At 47.5% G+C, this 21,701-nt stretch carries 15 protein-coding genes; all 15 read left to right on the top strand.

Features of this window, described 5'->3' with window-relative positions:
* The first annotated feature begins 1,029 nt into the window (after positions 1 to 1,029).
* The 15 genes from FE296_RS21550 (at position 1,030) to FE296_RS21480 (ending at position 21,594) form a co-directional block, all read left to right on the top strand.
* Entirely contained in the window at positions 1,030 to 2,052 is a 1,023-nt protein-coding gene (locus tag FE296_RS21550) for an ATP-grasp domain-containing protein (protein WP_150366258.1), read from the top strand.
* A gap of 103 nt (positions 2,053 to 2,155) precedes the next feature.
* A complete protein-coding gene (locus FE296_RS21545; protein WP_263364258.1) occupies positions 2,156 to 3,574 on the top strand; it encodes a diaminobutyrate--2-oxoglutarate transaminase in 1,419 nt (472 codons plus the stop codon).
* Positions 3,568 to 5,001 (top strand): MFS transporter, encoded by a 1,434-nt coding sequence (locus FE296_RS21540; protein ID WP_223868976.1) that lies wholly within the window; start codon positions 3,568 to 3,570, stop codon positions 4,999 to 5,001. Before FE296_RS21545 ends, FE296_RS21540 begins: the two co-directional genes overlap by 7 nt.
* Positions 4,979 to 6,766, top strand: coding sequence for an IucA/IucC family protein (locus tag FE296_RS21535; RefSeq protein WP_223868975.1), 1,788 nt, complete (start codon positions 4,979 to 4,981; stop codon positions 6,764 to 6,766). The genes FE296_RS21540 and FE296_RS21535 overlap by 23 nt, the downstream gene beginning before the upstream one ends.
* Positions 6,741 to 8,723 carry an IucA/IucC family protein gene (locus FE296_RS21530; protein WP_150366255.1) on the top strand — a complete coding sequence of 661 codons (1,983 nt, stop codon included), beginning with the start codon at positions 6,741 to 6,743 and terminating at the stop codon, positions 8,721 to 8,723. Before FE296_RS21535 ends, FE296_RS21530 begins: the two co-directional genes overlap by 26 nt.
* Positions 8,720 to 9,496, top strand: coding sequence for an HpcH/HpaI aldolase family protein (locus tag FE296_RS21525; protein ID WP_150366254.1), 777 nt, complete (start codon positions 8,720 to 8,722; stop codon positions 9,494 to 9,496). Before FE296_RS21530 ends, FE296_RS21525 begins: the two co-directional genes overlap by 4 nt.
* On the top strand, positions 9,493 to 10,890 hold the full coding sequence (locus FE296_RS21520) for a type III PLP-dependent enzyme (protein WP_150366253.1): 1,398 nt from the start codon (positions 9,493 to 9,495) through the stop codon (positions 10,888 to 10,890). Before FE296_RS21525 ends, FE296_RS21520 begins: the two co-directional genes overlap by 4 nt.
* Complete coding sequence (locus FE296_RS21515; RefSeq protein WP_150366252.1) at positions 10,850 to 12,697, top strand: IucA/IucC family protein; 1,848 nt, start codon at positions 10,850 to 10,852, stop codon at positions 12,695 to 12,697. Before FE296_RS21520 ends, FE296_RS21515 begins: the two co-directional genes overlap by 41 nt.
* 262 nt (positions 12,698 to 12,959) lie before the next feature.
* Positions 12,960 to 16,445: a glycoside hydrolase family 2 TIM barrel-domain containing protein gene (locus FE296_RS21510; RefSeq protein ID WP_150366251.1), complete on the top strand. Its 3,486-nt coding sequence runs from the start codon at positions 12,960 to 12,962 to the stop codon at positions 16,443 to 16,445.
* A 232-nt stretch (positions 16,446 to 16,677) separates the two neighbouring features.
* A complete protein-coding gene (locus FE296_RS21505) occupies positions 16,678 to 17,118 on the top strand; it encodes a DUF4362 domain-containing protein (protein ID WP_190945424.1) in 441 nt (146 codons plus the stop codon).
* Between the two features lie 77 nt (positions 17,119 to 17,195).
* On the top strand, positions 17,196 to 18,674 hold the full coding sequence (locus FE296_RS21500) for a DUF2207 domain-containing protein (protein ID WP_190945422.1): 1,479 nt from the start codon (positions 17,196 to 17,198) through the stop codon (positions 18,672 to 18,674).
* Positions 18,675 to 18,830: 156 nt separating this feature from the next.
* Positions 18,831 to 19,184, top strand: a complete 354-nt coding sequence (locus FE296_RS21495) for a hypothetical protein (protein WP_190945420.1) — start codon at positions 18,831 to 18,833, stop codon at positions 19,182 to 19,184.
* A gap of 118 nt (positions 19,185 to 19,302) precedes the next feature.
* A complete protein-coding gene (locus FE296_RS21490; RefSeq protein ID WP_190945418.1) occupies positions 19,303 to 20,520 on the top strand; it encodes a WXG100 family type VII secretion target in 1,218 nt (405 codons plus the stop codon).
* Between the two features lie 18 nt (positions 20,521 to 20,538).
* Positions 20,539 to 21,027: a hypothetical protein gene (locus FE296_RS21485; RefSeq protein ID WP_150366249.1), complete on the top strand. Its 489-nt coding sequence runs from the start codon at positions 20,539 to 20,541 to the stop codon at positions 21,025 to 21,027.
* A gap of 120 nt (positions 21,028 to 21,147) precedes the next feature.
* Complete coding sequence (locus FE296_RS21480; RefSeq protein ID WP_223868974.1) at positions 21,148 to 21,594, top strand: hypothetical protein; 447 nt, start codon at positions 21,148 to 21,150, stop codon at positions 21,592 to 21,594.
* Positions 21,595 to 21,701: the final 107 nt, after the last annotated feature.

The raw sequence follows: 21,701 nt of genomic DNA, 5'->3' as shown, positions 1-21,701 counted from the left end.
AATAATGATTCACCAGCAAAAAGAACATATATTAGAACATATATTAGATGAAGTAAAAGTAAGAAGAGAGATTTGTATATTTAGCAGGTAAGAAAGAAATTACATATATGGTTTATGCGGAAATTGGAATGTATCGATATATATTATATATATAACTAATTTTTCTCTATTTATTGTTGTTTTCTGAAGTGATAGGGGTCGAGATAGAGTGATAATTTTTTCCAAATAAAATGCTTGTATAATGATTTCATCTCCATTACAATTCAGTTGATAATGAGATTCAATATCATTTATAGGAAAAACGGAGACGGGTTACATCACATTGTGGCTGTTCACAGCACTGACGAAGATCCCGAGAATTACTGTCCGACCTTCTCAATTCAAACCATTAAGTCTTTCACTACGTGTTCCATGGTTACTTCAATAATGATTCGATCAATTTTTTTAACCCTCCTCGTCAACGCTTCTGCGTTCAATGCAGATAACAGGAACAGTCATGCTCTTGCTTTCATTCGATCCAGAGCTTGCCGCGTTTGTTGTACCTATTATTCGATGTAACAAAACCACGCCGACATAAACTCATGTTAAAATCAATCTTATTTTCCTTTAAAAGTTTATTATTGACAACAAAGAACGAATTGCCATAAAATAGATTTTATATGATATTGATAATCATTATCAATATTAATGACAATAAATATGGATGAACGTATGAGCATTAAAAGTTGAATTAATCATCTACATGTAACGGAGAGGACAGAACAGATCTGGGGAAGCGTAGCTACAAGCTTTCTGCAAGAACACTGCTTCGAAAGCATACACTTCGCCTAAAGTTTTCTGAAAGAAAGCTGCTTCTTAAGCATAAGCTTCGCCTTTATCCCCGGATTTTTCCCTTGAGAAAAGAGAATCAAAAAATCTAGGGATGACAGCGATTGGAAGGTTGTTCTGTCATTGTAGTGTCGGTGAAAATAATCTTTAATTCAACTTATATAGGAGCGAGTACCTTCATTCGATCGAGGAGGATTTTCAGTGTTTCCGAAAGGGATTCATAATCTGCAAAACCGACTCATTATAAGCAAAGCGAGAGAAATGGGCATCACCTGTGAGCCACTTCTTGAGGGATGCGAAGATTTCTTGAAGCTGTCTGTAGGGGACAAAGAGATCATCATTAACAAGACCAGATCTCATCGTCTACCGTTAATCGCTGGACTGCTCGCGAAGAACAAGCAGGCATGTAATATGTTGCTGCATGAACAGGGGATGCCTGTACCATCATTTATCGTGATCCCGGAGATGGGGAGCGAAGCAGTAGCTTTTCTGAATAAATACGGCTCCATTGTAGTGAAACCACTGGATGCGAGCAGCAGCATGGGCGTGACGTTGGATGTGCGTACCGCAGATGAACTGGAGGCAGCCATTCGTCTTGCGAGTGTCCACGGCAGCAGCATTATGTTACAGCAATATGTGACCGGGATCGATTACAGAGTGCTGATTATCAACGGTGAAGTGGTGGCTGTGAACCAGTATCGACCTGTCTATGTCGAAGGAGACGGAACTTCAACCGTTCGGGCGTTAATTGAGCAGTTGAATCAGGATCGAATCGAGATGACGAACATTGGCGAGTATGAGGCTTATCCTCAGGTTGATGCAGAAACGGAACGAGTGCTGAAGGTATTACATGCACAAGGGACAACTCTGGATGAAGTTCCTGCCGCCGGAAAAGAAATCGAGCTATACGATCTCCGCAATTCTGCCGCCGGAAAAATCAGTGAATTCTACAAGGATTGTACCGAAATCATTCATCCCGAAAATGCCCAAATGATCATTCAGGCGGCAAAGACTCTTCAGATCGATGTAGCAGGGGTCGATGTTCGTTGTTGTGATATCCGCATCCCGATCTCCAGAGATCAGGGAGGCATCCTGGAAGTGAACGCCTTGCCAGATCTGACACACCACGTCTTTCCCCATGGTGGAACAACTCGTGATGTGGTTAGGTTATACCTGGAATACCTGTGTCAGGAGCAATTTGAATATAGGATATATAGCATATAACAACGTACAGATGACAAGATATAACGGATAACAGATGACGAATACCATCATGTATAATTCGGACCTTACCATGATTTTGAACCAATACTATGTCATATGCAAAATGCAAAACAAGAATCACAGGCAGCAGTTTCGGCCTGAATCGATTATAAGGAGCGTTAGGGCTATGTCAGTAGAGGTGCAGACGGAATATCTGAAGATGCAAAATGAGAAGGAGTCCAATGCAAGATCGTACCCCAGACATTTCCCGCTTGTCATTAGCAAGGCCCATGGGGTGAAGATTACGGATACGGAAGGCCGCGTATTCTACGATTGCCTAGCTGGTGCAGGGACATTGGCGCTGGGGCACAACCATGACACGGTGGTCAACGCCATTCGCGATGTTCTGGATCAGCAGATTCCGCTTCATACACTGGATTTAGCAACGCCGCTGAAGCTTTCATATATGCAAGAACTGTTTTCCATTCTTCCGGCAGAGATGCGAGACAAAGCCAAAATCCAGTTCTGTGGTCCAACCGGAGCGGATGCAGTAGAAGCAGCCATTAAGCTGGTCAAACATGCTACAGGCGGCAAGTCTATTCTTGCCTTTCAGGGAGGTTATCACGGTTCGACCCAAGCGACGATGTCGATGAGTGGCAACCTGAGCAAGAAACAACATTTGCAAAGCCTGCTGCCGGATGTTCATTTCCTGCCGTTTCCTTATGAATACCGTTGCCCATTTGGTGTTGGTGAGGGCATGACGGCCCGGTTAAGCGCACAGTATATCGAGAACTTGCTCGATGATTGCGAGAGCGGTATTGCCGCACCATGCGGAGTCATTGTGGAGACAGTGCAGGGCGAAGGCGGGGCAATTCCGGCGGATCTCGAATGGCTAAAGGAGCTACGCAGAATCACGGCAGAGCGAAGCATTCCACTAATTATTGACGAAGTGCAGACCGGCATTGGACGGACAGGACGCATGTTTTCATTCGATCATGCCGGAATCATTCCCGATGTAATCATCTGCTCCAAAGCAGTTGGAGGAAGTCTGCCCATGTCTGTTGTCATCTACCGGGAAGAACTGGACCAATGGCAACCTGGTGCACACACAGGTACGTTCCGTGGCAATCAACTAGCCATGGCAGCGGGACTTGCGACACTTCGTTATATTCGGGAACAGGATGTTTTACACAACGTGCATCTGCGCAGTGAGCAGTTCATGAATCAACTGAATGCTTTGAAAGAGCGGTATGCAGAGATTGGTGATGTGCGAGGCAGAGGATTGATGATTGGCGTTGAGGTGGTTGATCCAATGGGACGGAAGGATCGTCTGGGACATTATCAGCCTAATGGTGCGCTGGCTGAGTCTATTCAGCGTGAATGTTTCAAGAATGGATTAATTGTGGAACTGGGCGGGCGTCATTCAGCGGTTGTTCGTTTCCTGCCGCCGCTGAATATTACGGAACAGGAATCGGGCGCGATCCTTGCGATCTTTGAGAAATCGGTAGCTGAAGCGATTGCCATAGCAACGGCTGCATGCTGAAGCTGTCCCTGATGAAGAGGCATGCCGTATTACTCGCGATTCTGCTTGGTGCGTTTTCGCTGGTGCTGACCAACAGTGCATTTAACCTGCTGCTGCCTTATTTTGTGCAATATTATCAGATCTCTACGACAGCAGGAGGATGGATCATCGCCCTCTACATGCTCGCCATGACATTAACAATGCCGCTGGCTTCCCTAATTGTGGACCGACTGGGGCGTAAGCAGACGTATATGTTGGGCATCAGTATCTATGGACTGTTCTCGGTGGCAGGTGCGTTGTTTTATCACTCCATCGAAGCACTGTTGCTGGTTCGTTTCATGCATGGCGTTGCCGCGGGGCTGATGATTCCGTTATCGCTTGTGTTGCTGTTTGATGTATATGGACCGGAGGTAAGGGGACGAATTACAGGAGCGTGGGGGTTGCTGCTTATGCTGGCTCCTGCGGCTGGACCAACGCTGGGCGGCTTCATCATTCAGTATGGACGGCTTGAAATGCTGTTCTGGCTGAATGTGCCGTTGGCTGTATTCTCGTTCATCGGGTGCGGTCGAGTCATTCAGACTTATATTCCCGCCCGTAGGAAACGATGGCATCCAACCAGTATCATGCTGCTGATCTGTTCGGTAGGTGCCCTTAGTCTGGGCGTACAGTTGTATGCGAGTCCTGTCGCAGAGGTATGGGTACCTTGGCTGCTGATTGCGCTCGGTGTGGTGTTACTTATTCGTTTTGTCCAGACCGAGAACGGTCGCAAGGAACCACTGATACGTTACCAGTTGCTGCGGCGTAATGCCGTCTTTCCACTGACCGTGCTGATCTCGACCATTCAGGATTGTGTCATGTTTGGCGTGATCTTTGCATTGCCATTATTGTTCCAGGATGTCTTCCACCTGTCGCCGGCCTTGTCCGGTGCGCTGTTCATACCCTTGTCGATCTGTACAAGTCTGTTCATGTGGATCGGAGGCAGTCTGCTGGATCGCGGTCGATCCATGCATTTTATCGCATGGGGCACGTTGCTGGTGTCGATATCGATCTTGTCGTTTGCCGTTCTGCCCATGGGAGCATCGATCTGGATTATCGGTATGCTCATGGCGTGCCGTGGAATTGGCGTTGGCCTGTCAGGCATGAGTATCTCGGCTATTGGTCTGCAAGCATTACCAGACGAAGACATGCACGAAGGGTCGGTGTTATCGACCACGATTGAGCGGCTGGCTTCTTCGTTTGCAGTGATGGGTATGACCCTGTACTACGATATGCGCTGGCAATGGCTAGCAGGGGCAGGAACGTCTATGGAGATGGCAAAATGGGGAGCGCTCAAAGAGATCTGTATCGGACTTGGCTGCGCCATACTGCTTACACTTCCCCTGGTCTTACTTATAACCCGAAAGAAGGTTGGCATCATTGTTCGAGATGGAAAACAAGCTCCGGTCTGAGGCTGAGCAGCAGGCCCATGAACATTCGTGCAAGCTGTTGCTGAACTGTTACATACGTGAGCTTGCGCTAGAGAAAGAAAGCGATATTCGGATCAATCCAAATACGCTGTCGTACACTGTTACTTTTCAAGCTAGTAGGGTGAAGGTGACAGGACGCTTGTCTTACTACTCTGCCATAGGGGAGCATGAATACCTCAGCATGGAATCTGGCGGGGAAGCGGTGCATTATGGCGACCTGGTTCGTTGGATCACATCTGAGCTAAGCGGGAATGGGGAACAGGGAGCGAGTTTGGATCAACGTGGAATGTTGAAGAGTGCGGTGGAAATGAAGAGTTCACTTGGGCTGGAGAATATACATCCATTGGGTGAAAATACGAACCGTGTCGAGGGGACGTATGCCAGAGATTTTGCACAAAAGGTAGATAACAGTGTGCGTAACCTTACCTTGTATATCGAACAAGCAGCGGGTCTCGACATCCACGACTATCGCACATCGGAACAGTCTTTGTTGGTTGGTCATCCGTTTCACCCGTTCCCGAAGAACTCCAAAGGCTTCAGTGAGCAGGATGTTCAGAAGTACAGCCCGGAGTTACGGACATCATTTCAACTCTGTTATATCGCCGTGAGGCAGGATGTCTATATGCAGGAATGGGTCGATGACGAGGCGGCAATGGATTTGCATGACCTCCTGCGAAGTCATATGGAGCCTATTTTAAAAGGAAAGAGTGAAATGTATGGGCTGCTTCCCGTCCATCCATGGCAATACGCATACATATCACGGTTGTCAGAGGTACAGCACTATATTCGAGATGAAAAATTAATTCTGCTTGGCAGTGCGGGGCCAATCGTCTATCCGACTTCTTCGGTCCGTACGGTATATGTTCCCGAATGGAACTGCAATATCAAGCTGTCACTGAACATGCAGATCACCAACATGATTCGCACCAATAGTGCTGAGCAGATGCGCAGAACATTGGATGCCTCCAAATACGTCAGCCAGCATGACTGTTTCGGTGCTGAACCGCACACCCATATTGCGTATGAGACAGGCGTAGCGACATGTAACTTTGATGATGAAGAGTTAACCAGTCTGTTTACGATAGCTTATCGGCCCGTTGAGTTTGACGTCGAGAATACGTATGTCTTATCCAGTCTGGTTGAAGCACCGATTCCCGGGATGCGGTCGCGACTGATGACGATGCTGGGTGGTGGACGTGATATAGCTGAGCGTTGGCTTGATCGCTATCTACAATGTTCTCTGCTGCCGGTTGTACGGGCGGCGGGAGAGAAAGGCATTCACTTTGAAGCCCATTTGCAGAATACCCTTGTGACATTGGAGGATGGGTTGCCTGTGGATTTTATCGTCCGCGATCTGGAAGGGGTCAGTGTGGATGAGGAACTTATCCGTGAGCAGGATCGTGCTGCGTCCGATTTATTATTTTATTCGCGAGAGAATGCCTGGTCGCGGACATCGTACTACTTTATCGTCAATCATCTGGGTTCTCTGATTCATGTCCTGGCGCGAGATGTGAACGTTCCGGAGGAGCATTATTGGAAGCAGGTACGTAAGGTACTTGAGGATGAACTGGAACGAACGGACAATGCGTATGTACGGCATCTGCTGACAACGGAAGCATTCCTGGCCAAGCAAAATTTGGTGAGTTGTCTAAGGGGTATCAGCCAGACTCCGGTTTATGTGCCGGTGAGCAATCCAATGAAACGAATAGGGAGTGAAGTGCGTGGGAGTTGTGGGATACAGGGCTGAAGCAGGCGGTGGGACAGAAGCAGTCTACGTGGATGTACAGGAACGGATCATGCGGCAGACGTTGGAGGCGATGTGGTTCGAAGGCATACTGGACAGTGATGTGAGTGGAAGCGAATGGCGAACCAGCGGCCTTACATCTTACGGCGATTCTGTGACGTACACGTGTGAAGCGGAGCGGAAGTTTTCATTTGGCCGGGTGAAGGTGAAGAAGGGTTCGATTCAAAGGGAAGGCGTACCTTGCACCGATCTGGATCTGTTTTTGGAGGAAATCGTGCTGAACTCATTGAAAGGTGCCAATGTGACGGCTTTTATTCAGGAACTGCTCGAAACGATGGCAAAAGACAGCCAGTGCCGGGCGATATTGCCCTTGAACATTCCGCGTGAAGATCGTCATTATGATGCGCTTGAAAGTCACATGACCGACGGTCATCTGTATCACCCGAGTTATAAGTCGAGGTTGGGGTTTTCTTTGAAAGACAATCTGGCCTATGGCCCTGAATTTAACTCTGAGGTTGCATTAGTCTGGGTTGCTGTGAAAAAAGAATTTGCTCAGACCGCTATATCCGCGGGCTATAGCTCGGAAGAACTGGTGGGGCAGCATCTGACTGCGGAGGACGTAGAGCGATTTCAACAGATTCTGCAACAAGAAGATCTAACGGATACGGTCGAAGCGGTACACACATATGCGGTGAGTGAAGGTCAGCTTGGGAGCAGTGCCGAGGTTAGTGATATAACTATTGCTCAAGATAGCATAACAGGCTCTAACGTTGGCAGAGAAGGCAGCAAAGTTGATGGGGAAATAGGAGGTTCTGACGCGGGTGATCGATATGTGTTCATTCCGGTTCATCCATGGCAGTGGGAGCATCAGTTGGAATCGGTATATGCCCGTCAACTGATGGATGGAGACATCGTGTATCTCGGTCCATCGTCTTCGCCCTATCGTGCACAGCAGTCAATCCGTTCACTATCGAACCGGGTGAACTCGGAAGCCCCTTACATTAAGCTGGCTCTCAGCATTACCAACACGTCGAGCACACGTATTCTGGCACAGCATACAACCCAGAACGCACCGTTGATCAGCGATTGGCTGGATAATCTCGTTCGTGAAGATGAGCTGTTGCAGCGGGCGCAGTTTGGCATTTTAAAAGAAATCATGGGACTGTCGTTCCGTTATGAGCAGTTGCCTGCAACGCAGTATGGGCGGGCCTACGGTACACTCGGAGCCATCTGGCGGGAGAATGTATCGGCTCACCTAAAGCAAGGTGAAACGGCGTGGCCGCTGAATGCGCTGATGTTGGTACAACCGGATGGTGTTCCATTTATCCAGAATGCTGTAGAACGACATGGTGTGGAAAAGTGGAGCGAGGCTCTCGTTCGCACGGTTACACTGCCGATTATTCATCTGCTCTATGCACACGGGATTGCACTGGAATCCCATGCTCAGAATATCATTTTGGTACTGGAAGACGATCTACCGAAACGGATTATTATCAAGGATCTGCATGATGGTGTTCGCTACGTACCGGATCAACTGTTACATCCGGAAAGGGCACCGAAGCTGAACCCCGAGCCGGAAACTCATCGCAAGTTCAATCGGTATTCTTTCATCTATGCGGGAGATGTGTCGGAAGTCCGTGACTATACGTATGACGCATTCTTTTTTATCTGCATGACGGATATTGCATTGGCATTTGAGAAGTTTGGATTGTCAGAGCAGTCATTCTGGCAGCTGTGCGCAGGTGTAATTGTGAATTATCAGAAGCAGCACCCGGAATACGCAGAGCGGTTTGTTGCATTTGACCTTTTTGCCGAGGATGCATTGATCGAAGAGATGACCAAGCGCCGTCTGTATGGGGATGGGGAGTTGTATTTCCGTAAGGCAAGCAATCCGCTCAAGGTATCGAAGGATGCACTGGAATCACTGGGAACGCCTGTATTAAAGGGAATCGTCGAATGAGAGTTAACACGCTGAAGGAAAAGATTGCACGCAAACAACCTGTGTATGGTCTTTTTGTATCCATACCACACCCGGTGATCATCGAGATGATCGGGCATGCTGAATATGACTTTGTCATCATTGATCTGGAACATGCCGCAACATCGCTGGAGTCGGTAGAAGAGTTGATCCGGGCGGCGGAACTGGCAGGGTTAACCCCGCTGGTTCGGATTTCGAAAGTGGAGCGAGCGGAGATTCTGAAAGTGCTGGATTGTGGGGCACAAGGCATCGTCATTCCACATGTGGAGCGACTGGAGCAGGTGGAGGAAGCAGTTCGTCATGCCTACTATCATCCGGTCGGTATGCGGAGCTTGAACAGCGGCCGTCCTGGTGTATTCGGGAAATATCCGCTCACTGGATACATTGAGGAAGCCAACCAACAGGTGATGGTCGTACCCATGATCGAAAGTGTGGAGGGCGTTCGGCAAAGTGCACAGATTCTGTCTCACCCTCGGGTGAGTTTTGTATTGGAAGGGGCGGCGGATCTGTCGCAATCCCTCGGCGTGCCATGGCAGACGGAGCACCCGGATGTGAGACAGGCGCTGGATGAATTGTACAATACTACGAAGCAGTGCGAAGTACCTTATGCAACGGTCGCTAGAGGTGTAGAAGACATGACGCTCTGGGCTGAGCGGGGAGTACATATTTACGTGCTGGGTGATGATCGGAATACGGCGTTTCGGGCGTATGCCCAAAAACGGAATGACTACAGGAATGCGGGTGGGCAGATATGAAACCGAGTGTATGGCATGCGTTAAATGAACTGCAACGCGGAATGGAAGAACCGGTATGTGCGTATGTCTATGATCTGGCTGGCATGCAGGAACAGGTACGTCAGATGTTGGGCAGCATGCCTGGAAACACACAGTTGTTCTATGCGATCAAGGCGAATCCTGATCCGCGAATCATTGAGGCGTTGCTTCCTTTCGTGAAGGGCTTTGAAGTGGCTTCCATTGGAGAGTTGCTCAAGGTAAGGGCTGTAAGTCGGGAGGTTCCGATTCTGTTCGGCGGTCCGGGGAAAAAGGAGAGCGAGCTGAAACTGGCAATTGAGCAAGGCGTGAGTTATATCCATGTGGAGAGTCTGCTGGAGCTGCGGCGCATCATTGCAATTGCGAAGGAGCGAGCGATGGATCAAGAGCAAGCGCATGTGCAGGGGAGCAGGCAGAAGCAAGAATGGGAGCAGGTGTACGAAGGCAAGCACATGCGAGGGCAGAAGCAGGTACGGGAGGACAAGCATGAGCATAACCATGAGCATTACGACGGTCAAGCTCAGGAGGTTCGCATTCTGCTCCGAATTAATCTGCGAAACAGCACGTTACCCCGGACGAAGATTGTCATGGGCGGCGGACCAAGTCCTTTTGGAATCGACGAAGAGGCAGTGGAAGAAGCGATCGAACTTATTCGTGTGGAAGGCGCGGGTGTGGTTCGGTTGAGCGGGTTCCATTTTCACTCTTTGTCCAACAATATGGACGCCAGACTGCACGCCGAGATGATTGAGCTGTATTTGCAAAAGGTAGAGCAGTGGCAGCACCAGTATGATCTTCCTGTGGAAGTGGTGAATGCAGGAGGAGGATTCGGGGTGACGTATGATGGAAGTCCCGGATTCGATTGGTCGCTGTTTACTTCCCTCCTTGAACAAAGTGAAGCCAGACAACGCCTTGCCACAAGTGGAGGTGAGTTGTATTTTGAATCGGGCCGACTGCTTGTGGCAGACCACGGGTATTATGCCGCAGAGGTTACGGATCTCAAAACTTCTCATGATCAGCATTTTGCCGTGTTAAGAGGAGGTACGCACCACAATCGTTTACCTGCTTCATGGGGTCATAACCACCCGTTTCAGATTATGGCGACGGAGCGTTGGAAGCATTCATTTGCGAGGCCAGAGGTAAGGGATCATCGAGTCCATATCGTAGGGGAGTTATGCACACCCAAGGATCGCATGCATTCCGATGCGGCGATAGCACTATTGCGCGTGGGAGACATTGTTTTGTTTGAAAAGTCTGGAGCTTATTGCTGGACCATCTCGCATCATGATTTTCTGGGGCATCCGCACCCGGCATTCCATTATCTAACGGAGGACAATAATCATGTCAACACTGATGAAGCGTTCCAGTCTGCAAGCCGCTGAACGCCGGATTATGGCGGATCTGATGAATTCATTTTTGGCGGAGCAATTACTCCCACTGGAGGATCACCCATTCATTGATTTTGCCGCAGCACCTGCACCGTTCAGACGATTGTATAAGGAATATGACGGCGAAGAGCATAGACAGAATGGTGCTTCTGACATCAGATTGCATACGCAAGGTGTACTGTGCCTGATTGAAACAGGAGTGAGACAAGCGATTCAGTGGGTTCAGGGATCAGCAATTTATGAGGAGAAACCAGATGGAAGCTGGGTTCTTCTTGATTCTCCGGCAGAGGTTGCACGTGCCGTGTTACAGAAGGCTTTGTCGGATGAAGCCTATGCACAGCCCGGAGTGGCAGAATTCCGGTCTAGTCTGGATATTGCTATCGAGCAGTTGGCTCTGGGCTGGGAACAAGTCCAGTATCTGTCCGCCAACGTTCCGGCATCTGCCTATGAGTGGTTTATCAAAGGTGAACGTGTTGCTGCATTGTGGGATCGTCCATTCCACCCATCGTCCAAAGCCAAGGTGGGATTCAATACAGAGGATGTAACACAGTATGCAGCGGAATTCGGGAAGGCGATTGCGCTGTGCTGGGTCGCTATCCGTATGGATCTCGTGCAGCAAGGTTGCGAAGGTGGGGTGTCCATTTTGGACGTGTTAGACCATGTTCAGCGTGGAATGGTGGAGGCCGAGTTTGCCCGAAAAGGGATCACGCTCTACGAATATCTGCCACTGCCTGTTCATCCGTGGCAATTGGAGCATGTGATCCTGCCTCGTTTCACTAGAGAGATTAAAGAGGGCAGCATTGTTGTATTGGATATAGAAGTGGGCGAAGTACAGGCCACATCCTCTCTACGCTCGATGGCTCCGTCAACCGAATCTAATTTGATGCTCAAGCTACCCGTTAGTGTGCTGTCCCTGGGGGCTACTCGCTATCTTCCAGTAGTCAAATTGCTAAATGGTCTTGTGGGAGAACGGATGTTAAGACAGGCCGTTGCCTGTGACGAGACGTTGAAGGACAAGGTGTATATGTGCGAAGAGCAGAACTGGTGGGGCTTCATGCCAAAATCCATGGGACTGTTCGATGATCATCCCCGGCATCTGGCTGCACAGATTCGTGTGTATCCTCCTGAATTGTTGGATGAATCCTACAAAGTCATCCCCATGGCAGCACTCGGTGTGAATCTGGATGGACATCATATATTAACGGAGATTCTGGGAGATGACCTTAGCAGTACGGACGTGGTGGAATTCTATACGAGTATAGCTACGACGTTCTATGATATCGTGATGCGTCTGTTCAAGGTGGGTGTTGTACCTGAGATTCATGGTCAGAACTGCTGTCTGGTGTTACGGGAGAATCAGGTAAAAGGTCTATTGTTCCGCGATCATGATTCCGTGCGTCTGCATCAGCCTTATCTGGATCAGCATGGTATTGCAGACCCTGCCTATCATATTCGACCTGGCTACTCGAACAGTCTGTATAACGAGACGATCCAGAAGCTGATCTTTTATGTTCAGTCGCTCGGGACGCAGGTGAATCTGGCTGCGATCATGGAGGCACTGAGCGAGGTGTATCACATCCCGGAAACGAAGTTATGGGAGATCACGGAGCAGGCCTGGAAGGAAGCGCTGGCACAGGTGCACCTTCCTGAATTCGACCGGGCCGCACTTGCTCATGCGATATTCGAGAGCAAGGCGTGGCCCGTGAAGTTAGTTGTCCGTCCGCTGCTTGAAGCGGACGGTGTGCCTGGCGCGATGCCATCGGGCAAAGGCATAGGGTGGAACCCTTTTTACAAGGGATAGATCTGGAACAGAGAGGGTGACCCGTTTGACGGGTTGCCTTTTTGGCTTATTGTCATTGGGAGTTGAAATGCTTGGAGGGGGAAAACGTTCAACAATCTGGCTAAAAAAACTTATGAAATGGGGGTACAGGAAAGAGACTGATGGTATAATCGGGTTATGTGTTATAGTCATAGTTGTGTATTACCGAAAAGGTTTTCGTAAAAATCGATATTTATTGTTGTAACCGTAATCATAATTTACTTCAAGAAAGTGAGAATCTACCATGAATCAGAAGAGGCTTTTTAATGATGGATGGCAATTTGCGAAAAGTAAGCTGGATGTCACGGAATCTGCGGGTCTGTTGTTCGAACCGGTTGAACTCCCCCACGATTGGCTGATCTACAACACGTTGGAACTGTACGAGGATAGCATTGGATGGTATCGCAAGACGTTCCGTTACACGAAGGATGAGCAGCAGATTTTGCTTTGTTTTGATGGCGTATATATGGATTCTTCGGTGTATGTGAACGGGTTGCTGGTTGGGGAGTGGAAGTATGGATATTCTGCTTTTGAACATGAGATCACAAATGCACTGGTGGAAGGCGAGAATGAGATTGTGGTCAAAGTGGTACATCAGAGTCCGAACAGCAGATGGTATTCCGGGGCTGGAATCTATCGCAACGTGTGGCTGAAGACAAGAGACCGCAACCATATTGTTACGGATGGAACGTATGTATCTATCAAGCAACAGCCAGATGGCTGGCAGGTGGAAGTGGATACGGAACTGAACCTGGAACAGAATCAGCAGGCAGAGTTGGTGCATACGATCCGGTATGAAGGTCAGGTGGTGGCATCCAGCCAAGCGAATGTTACGGCTTCGGTGGGTGAGAACGCGGTTGTATCGACAGATAGCCAACAGATCATTGTGGAGAATCCAAACCTGTGGAGCCCAGATGCACCACATCTGTATGAGCTGGTCACCGAACTGAAACTGATCTCGGAAGATCAGAGCGAAGAGATCATTGAGACAGTATCCCAACGTATTGGATTCAAGGACGTTAAGCTGGATCCGAGTGAAGGTTTCTATCTCAATGGGGTCCATACGAAGATGAACGGTGTGTGTGAACACCATGATCTCGGGGCGTTGGGAGCTGCTTTTAACCTGACGGCACTGCGTAGAAGATTCGTTTTGCTGAAAGAGATGGGTGTCAACGCCATTCGAACTGCACATAATATGCCAGCCAAAGAGTTCATGGAACTTGCGGACGAGATGGGGATGCTCGTGGTATCTGAAGCGTTCGACATGTGGGAGCGAGCGAAAACACCATATGACTATGCGAGGTTCTTCCCGGAGTGGGCGCATACGGACGTGAAGAGCTGGGTGAAGCGTGACCGTAACCATGTCAGTCTGATCATGTGGAGTATCGGGAACGAAATCTATGATACCCATGCGGATGAGCGTGGACAGGAAGTAACCCGGATGCTGATGGATTATGTACTGGAATTTGATCCAAAAGGCAATGCGGGCGTGACCATCGGTTCGAACTACATGCCGTGGGAAAATGCACAGAAATGTGCGGATATCGTGAAGCTGGCAGGTTACAACTACGCGGAAAAATACTATGATCAGCATCATGCAGAACATCCGGACTGGATTATCTATGGCAGTGAGACCTCATCAGTGGTGCAAAGTCGTGGCATCTATCACTTCCCGTTCGAACAGCCTATTCTGGCTGATGATGATGAGCAGTGCTCGGCACTCGGGAACAGTACGACAAGCTGGGGCGCAAAGTCGGCTGAATATTGCATTCTGGCTGAGCGGGATCGTCCGTATTCATTGGGGCAGTTCCTGTGGACCGGATTCGACTATATTGGCGAACCGACACCGTATCATACGAAGAATTCGTATTTTGGACAGCTGGACACGGCAACGTTCCCGAAAGACGCTTATTATATCTACCAGGCGGCATGGACGGATTATAAGAAAAATCCGATGGTTCACCTGTTCCCTTATTGGGATTTCAACCCGGGTCAGATCATTGATGTACGTGTGTGCAGCAACGCGCCGAAGATTGAGCTGCAACTCAACGGGTTGACGATCGGCACCTACGACATCGATCACGTCCATGGAACACAGCTATCCGGCTGGTGGAAAGTCCCTTATGAAGAGGGTGAGCTGAAGGCGATCGCTTATGATGAGAACGGTGTTGTGATTGCAACCGATGTACAACGCTCCTTTACGGATGCGAAGAAGATTCGTCTGCAGGCGGATCGGGAGCAGCTACAGGCGAGCGGTACTGATCTCATTTTCGTGGAAATTACGGTGGAAGACGAATCGGGTAATCCGGTGCACAATGCAAACAACCGCGTGCTGGTTCAGGTGTCCGGTGCCGGGCGATTACTGGGTCTGGATAACGGAGACAGCACGGACTATGATCCATATAAAGGAGTCAGCAGAAGGTTGTTTAGCGGTAAACTGATGGCCATTATCGGAGCAACGGATGAGGCTGGAACGGTACGGATCGAAGTATCTTCGGAAGGATTGGAAGGTGCCGCAGCTGAGTATGAAGTGCAGGTTGTGGGTGCGACGGATGTGGATGGTCAGAAACATGTGCAACCAGTCTTCATGGTCAATGAAGAACGTCCAGTGCTGACAGGTAACGCTCAGGAGATTCCTTTGCGGAAAATCGAGATCATCAGCGAATCAGGACAGCTTCTCGATCCGTCCAACCCGGAGCTGGTCGTAACCGTGAAGCTGTATCCGGAGAACACGTCCTATCAGGACATCGAGTGGGCTGCTGTAAATGATGGGGGCATCGAATCCAACATTGCCAAGGTGGAAGTCATTCCTGCGGGAACGAATGGCAATGGAGAGAATCAACATATGGTGAAAGTATCCGCGATTGGTGACGGGGCGTTCCGACTTCGCGCTACCAGTACGAATGGTACGAATAAAACGAAACTCATCTCACAGCTGGAATTCAAGGCGGACGGTCTCGGAACAGCTTACAAAGATCCATACGGCTTCATCACAGGCGGATTGTATGATTACACCAAAGGTGAGGTTGGTAACGGCAACGAGCGCGGCGTAGCAACAAGTCGGGACGGGGAGACCCATGTGGGCTTCCGCAATATCGACTTTGGACCCTATGGTTCCGATACGATCACCATTCCGATCTTTGCATTGTCGAGCGAAGAGTACTTTATTCAGATCTGGGAAGGCATGCCTGATGAAGAGGGCAGCACGATGATTGCGGATGTGGTATATGACAAGGAATCCAAATGGAATGTGTACCAGGAAGAGACGTATCATCTGTCCAAACGCCTGAGTGGGATTACGTCGATCTGCTTTGTATTGAAGCAGAAGATTCATATTAAAGGGTTCTCCTTCGAGCGTCAGAGTCGGGCCTTTGAACAAAATGCGGCGGCATCCTGTGACCAACTCTATGGAGATACGTTCAAAATTGAGGGTGACCGTGTTGAAGGCATCGGGAACAATGTGTCGTTGGAGTTTGAAAACATGGACTTTACGGCAGAAGGCACGTCGAAGCTCGTCATTCATGGCCATTCACCGATTGATAAGAATACGATTCATATCCGCTTCGCAGGTGAGGATGGACAGAGTAACCAGCTGGTTGAGTTCACACAATCCGAAGGATATGAAGAACGTGTATTTGAGCTTGAACGGGTGACAGGTGTGCAGAAGGTAATCTTTATCTTCTTGCCGGGAAGTCAGTTTGACTTCAACTGGTTCCGTTTCGAGAAGTAGAGTAACCGATCAATCCCATGCAAGTAACCGATGTTCAGTCAGAACATTGAGCTACTTGCATGGGTTTTTTTTTTTATAGTCATTACGAGCCAGAATGAAGAAGGCAGGGCACTCATGCTATTTTAGAGACAGAACAGACAGAACATAAAGAGAGAACATAACCAATACAATGCTATTAACGTTGTACATATGAGGTGATCAAATGAGAAAGTGCATACTCACTCTATGTATATTGATTGGGCTGTTAACAGGTTGTAATCCAGTTCATCAGCAGACCATCGATTCTGAAGAAGTCATGACTTCTTTTCCTGACATTATCGAACCGCATTACCCTGAACAGGCAGAGCAGAGTGGAGATGTGGTTGTACTCATGAACGGCATGCGAAACGGCGACAAGTGGAGGACATTCATGAAGCACGTGAGCAAAGAGCAACCGGGTCAAGTCCGGGTAACCAAGTACACGATTGAAGGTGGGCCTGTGATCCACGAACTGGTATATGACGGCAAGGTGATTCAAACCACATATGATGATTCAAGAGATATGTATGGCTCAGGGCAGGGTGAAACCACGAATACGTGTAAAGGCATCGGTACGATCAAAAGTGAACAGGGGCGTACGTTCCATGTGTTAACCGAATGTGAAAAGGAAAATATCTTCTCTATTCCGAAGTAATCTTCGATTCTTTCCTCATATAAATAGGTTTATAGAAAGTAGATTGAATTGTCATATTATGGAAGGAGATCAATGAGGTGAATTACGTGTTATCAACATCTATCGCTTCAACAAACAATCAAGTTCCAGCCCTCGCACAGGGACAAGCAGTGGTATTGCAGGATGGTTGGATTCTTCGCATTAGTGAGTCATTGATGTGGGTGCTGCTCGCCATGTTCATTCTGCAATGTCTAATCTGGATTCGGAATTACTTAAGCAAAGGTACATATTCGGACGAAGAAGTGGAGCAGGCGGACCCTCTGTTTCTGGCTTATTTACGTAGTAAGGGACGATTGAAGTTAAGGGATACACAGGCGTTGCTGTTTCAGTTAACCCGTTCTCGGGTGTTATCCCTGCGCATCGTGCAAGCCAAAAAGAGATATCGGGACGACAAATATGGGCCAAATACCACACTGGAGTATCGAAGTGAGCAGCCTGATGCTGCGATAAATGCAGACGAACGCCTACTGTTGCAATGGATGCTGAAAGAGTATAGCTTCGGTCAACAGCGATTCAGGCTGGATGCGCTGGCAGGACCAAGCTCGCAGCAAAGTTCACAGTCCGAAGAGATGCAGCATTATCGTCGTAAGGAAAAAGTAATAGGGCAGGGATTGGAGGCATGGAAGATTAGCGTTCTCGAGACACGGCAGGATTGGAACAGGCTGATCCGAACGCCGCTTCTGCTCCGACTGCTTGTTATGCTCGTATTTCCTGTTTTGTTTATCCTGACCTGCGCATTGTGCTTCACCAATGGGGCTGGGATTCAGGAGGGTATCGCTCTTGCTATTACGTTGGTGCTCTGGTTGGTGGCTGTAAAACGAATTCGAGTGCGCTGGCCTTATCAGCTGGCTAGTGTAGGATTGCTGGTCACAATAACACTGTCCGCTACGGGGGAATCAGCCGAGAACAGTATGTTCATTGGCGTAATTATTTTGTCGCTGTTACTGCGTCTAATCTTGCCTATTCGCGTAGTGGGTTCCTCTGCACGGGACTGGGCTATCTCTATGCGCCGCTGGCGTAGACGCTATAAGAAAGGAATTCCAGTAGATCGTCTGCATGAATCCGCGGAGAGCATGGAACGCATTTTACAGACGGCACTGGTGCTCGGGATTGGATCACGTTGTGCACGTAAGACCGATTGGAGTCCGCTCCAGAATCATGTCGATCCGGAAATCAGACGTTTGGTGCAGCTAAAAGCGGAACAAGTCGACAGTGTGCCTGTTTCTTCCACGCTTACACACGCTCCATTATTAGCGCTAGCATTGCATCTACGTGGAGTATTTCGTCCCATGTTAGCTGCGGAGTATCCTTATGAGCGTTTGAATTATGTGACTGGAACGTTGGAAACGGGGTCATCCGGTAGCAGCACGGGATACAGCGGTAGCTCAACAGGGCATGACAGCGGGCATTCACATCATCATCACCATCACGACAGTTCTGGTGGACACCATCATGGATCGGATCATGGAGATTCTGGGGATTCTGGTGGAGGTGACTCAGGTGGCGGTGGGGATTAACACAGAAGAGTTTATTCATGGTGCTCATGAATGAACTCTTTGTAGTTCCAACTCAAATGGAATGACGATATCGTGTTACGCAACTAATAATAAGTAGTAACAATTATTATGTTTTGGAGGAGGAGCACATTGAAGAGGTTCTGGTTGTTATGTATATTGATATTCGTATTGGCAGGCTGCGGTCAAAATAATAGAGAAAAGGCCATTGAACAATTAACTCAGTTTCAGAGGAACGATGCTTCTTTGATTGTATTTACTGACCGTACTGCTGAGCGGCCATTTATTGTGGATTTACAGGAGAAATTAAATGAAGTGAATAACGAGAATTTGAGGGCAGAAGGCCCAATTACTAACGTAACCTTTTATAATGTGCAGGAGGAAAACAAGTTTAATTATGAGAAGATTTTTGGTCTAAAATCATATCCGTACATGATCCTGTTCGAGAAAGGCCAGATCACATTGGAGACGCAGGAACCGGAAGAGATCGTTCAGTATTTTAAACAAAAGTAAAAATTTCAATAAAATAAATGCACGAACACGCAAAAAATCTGGCTAATGAATGTTTCCCGCCTACTGCGTCTTTAACGAGAAAATGAATCCTCCGTTTGATTCCAATCAAACTCTTCACTTGTTAAAATTTAGGTATAACTACTACAGTCAGGTTGGCGGTGAGGATAGCATGCAACGTATTCAGGTACACCCCGATGTGTTGGACGAGAAAGCTCGATTGGTCCAGCAGAAGAAATTGGAACTGGAGCGAATGGTCCGGGAACTGGAGAAATCCATCTATATGTTGCAATCCGATTGGTCGGGTGTGACAGGAGAACGTTTCTTCTGGGATTTTATGCAGGTGAAAGAAGTGTTCCCGAACACAATCGGGCTGTTGGATAAAATCCAGAATGAGTTTACGTTTATCGCGAGGAATTTCAGAACAACAGACGGCTCAGGCGAGGTTGCGCTGTACATTCCAGAAGAACTACAGCGGAATTTCGCGGTAGGGCTGCTTGATAAATCCATAGGAGACACAATAACGGGAATGGGCCAGACGGCAGAAGCATTCTTCGCTAACCCATTCAGTACAATAGGCAGTGTGGCATATGCGATGACAGTGGGCAAAATTGTGGACGTTGGGCGTGGCATTGGATTTGCATGGGATGCGGCCTGGGGTACGGGAACGGCGAGGTCTGACATAGAGCAATTTGTAGAAGAGCAGAAGAAGCAGATTGATGAGAGTGGAGCAGGATATTACGGTGGGGCGATGACAGGACAGGCCCTGGCGTATGTTTTGTTTGGCAAAGCATTTCGTACGATGGATGATAAGCATACCGATCTGGGTGGATCGGGCGGAGGTAAGAAGGAGCCTCAAAAGGGAATGGACAGTCCCAGAGATCTAATAAAGCCAAGTGGATCACCTAATCCAGAAGCCTTACCAAGTGGAGCGAGAACAAAAATTCCGAATAATGCGGATAAGGCGACTAAACAGTCTTTAGAACTAGAAAATGATGCTGCTGATCAATTGGCGAGAAGTGGATATCGGATTGAACAGAACCCTAAAGTTTTAGATAGTGATGGAATTGATTCCAAAAGAGATCCTGATTTTAGAATTGAAGGACGTATATTTGACTGTTATGCACCAACTGAAAATAAAGGTATTAGAGGTATTTGGAGTGAGGTTCAAGAAAAGGTTGTTATTAAACAACAAACCAAGAATGTGGTGATTAATTTAACAAAGTGGTCTGGAGATGATTCTGCGTTGCTTAAGCAATTTAAAGAATGGGAAATCCAAGGTTTAGAAGAAGTTATCGCAGTCAAAAAGGACGGTAAGATCATATCGGTATTCCCTTAAAGTAGAGGAGACAAGTTTATGGAATATTCACTGAAGTTGAATGGAAAACAAGATCCTTTATGGTGGAAAGGATTAATTGAAAGTAAGAATTTTGAAGTGAATTATATGAACCGACAACACAATGCATTGTTCATTCATGAGTTTGATCTAAGCGGTGGTTTAAAAATTACTGTTTATGATAATAATTTTCCGGCTGATCATCCAGCAGCATCTTATGAAACGATGTTCCAAGAAGAGGATTTTATTTATCAACAAACGATTTCTTATGAATTGGAGAATAACCAGCAATATGAATTATGGTATAAAACAATGTATGAAATTTCTTTCGCTATATTAAAATCACTTAGAGTAGAGGGCGTATTCTATCACACTTCTGGAGAGGAGATATTTCTCTTTAAAAACGGAAAGTATACGTTCAACGGAACATACCTTGAACTGCTCCAGACGCATTATGGAGAACTCCTTGAGAATATCGAGTATTCGGTTTTTATGAAACCTCACAACTGAATTACAGATAAATAATGTTAAATGCACTTCTACCGGACCAAAAGTAGAAGTGCATTTTTATGAAATAAGGATACTAGCTACGATGATAAGATTGATTACTAAATGTTGAGGTGGAATAGAATGTTATTGGAAAATGCAGTAGCCAAACTAAATAATATAAATTGGGCCTTAGTAGGTACTGTTATCTCTGAGGAGGATACTAAACTCGGATATGAATTTCTCAGAAGAATGGCTCAATTTTATAAAGCGGAGCAGCTGAAGCCTATGCCACCTGCATTTACAAATGTGGCGAAACTGCTAGGAGATCAAGAAGAGGAATTAGATATTTCAGCTTATTGCAGTTCGGAGGCTGTTGCGTATTTGTATCAAAACTCATATGTGAAAAGAATATTTGAATATTATCTACAGTTGGCGAAGTACGCAGAAAATACTCCGAGTATCAGCCAGTATCTAGACATATATGAACCGTTAATTATACTTTTTGAACGGGGGGGGCTCTTTTACCATCAAACCACTCTCTCTAGAAATTATACAAGTCTCACATTTTCCATTAAACAATTGGTATGAAAAATTTGTTGAGAAAGATCCGATTGATATTTAATAATCTGTAGATCATTAGGTTAATATTTCGCAAAATCGTATTCATAGAAAAGCACTTCTACCAAACCAAAAGT

The sequence above is a fragment of the Paenibacillus sp. UASWS1643 genome, assembly GCF_008693195.1.
Taxonomy (GTDB): Bacteria; Bacillota; Bacilli; order Paenibacillales; family Paenibacillaceae; genus Paenibacillus; species Paenibacillus amylolyticus_B.
The sequence above is the reverse complement of the archived record's forward strand: the minus strand, read 5'-3'. Positions and strand labels throughout refer to the sequence as shown.

Coding starts and splice junctions, on each gene's coding strand:
- FE296_RS21510 (WP_150366251.1), top strand. CDS start 12,960: ATGAATCAGAAGAGGCTTTTTAATGATGGATGGCAATTTGCGAAAAGT.
- FE296_RS21480 (WP_223868974.1), top strand. CDS start 21,148: ATGTTATTGGAAAATGCAGTAGCCAAACTAAATAATATAAATTGGGCC.
- FE296_RS21545 (WP_263364258.1), top strand. CDS start 2,156: ATGCAAAACAAGAATCACAGGCAGCAGTTTCGGCCTGAATCGATTATA.
- FE296_RS21540 (WP_223868976.1), top strand. CDS start 3,568: ATGCTGAAGCTGTCCCTGATGAAGAGGCATGCCGTATTACTCGCGATT.
- FE296_RS21515 (WP_150366252.1), top strand. CDS start 10,850: ATGTCAACACTGATGAAGCGTTCCAGTCTGCAAGCCGCTGAACGCCGG.
- FE296_RS21485 (WP_150366249.1), top strand. CDS start 20,539: ATGGAATATTCACTGAAGTTGAATGGAAAACAAGATCCTTTATGGTGG.
- FE296_RS21520 (WP_150366253.1), top strand. CDS start 9,493: ATGAAACCGAGTGTATGGCATGCGTTAAATGAACTGCAACGCGGAATG.
- FE296_RS21535 (WP_223868975.1), top strand. CDS start 4,979: ATGGAAAACAAGCTCCGGTCTGAGGCTGAGCAGCAGGCCCATGAACAT.
- FE296_RS21525 (WP_150366254.1), top strand. CDS start 8,720: ATGAGAGTTAACACGCTGAAGGAAAAGATTGCACGCAAACAACCTGTG.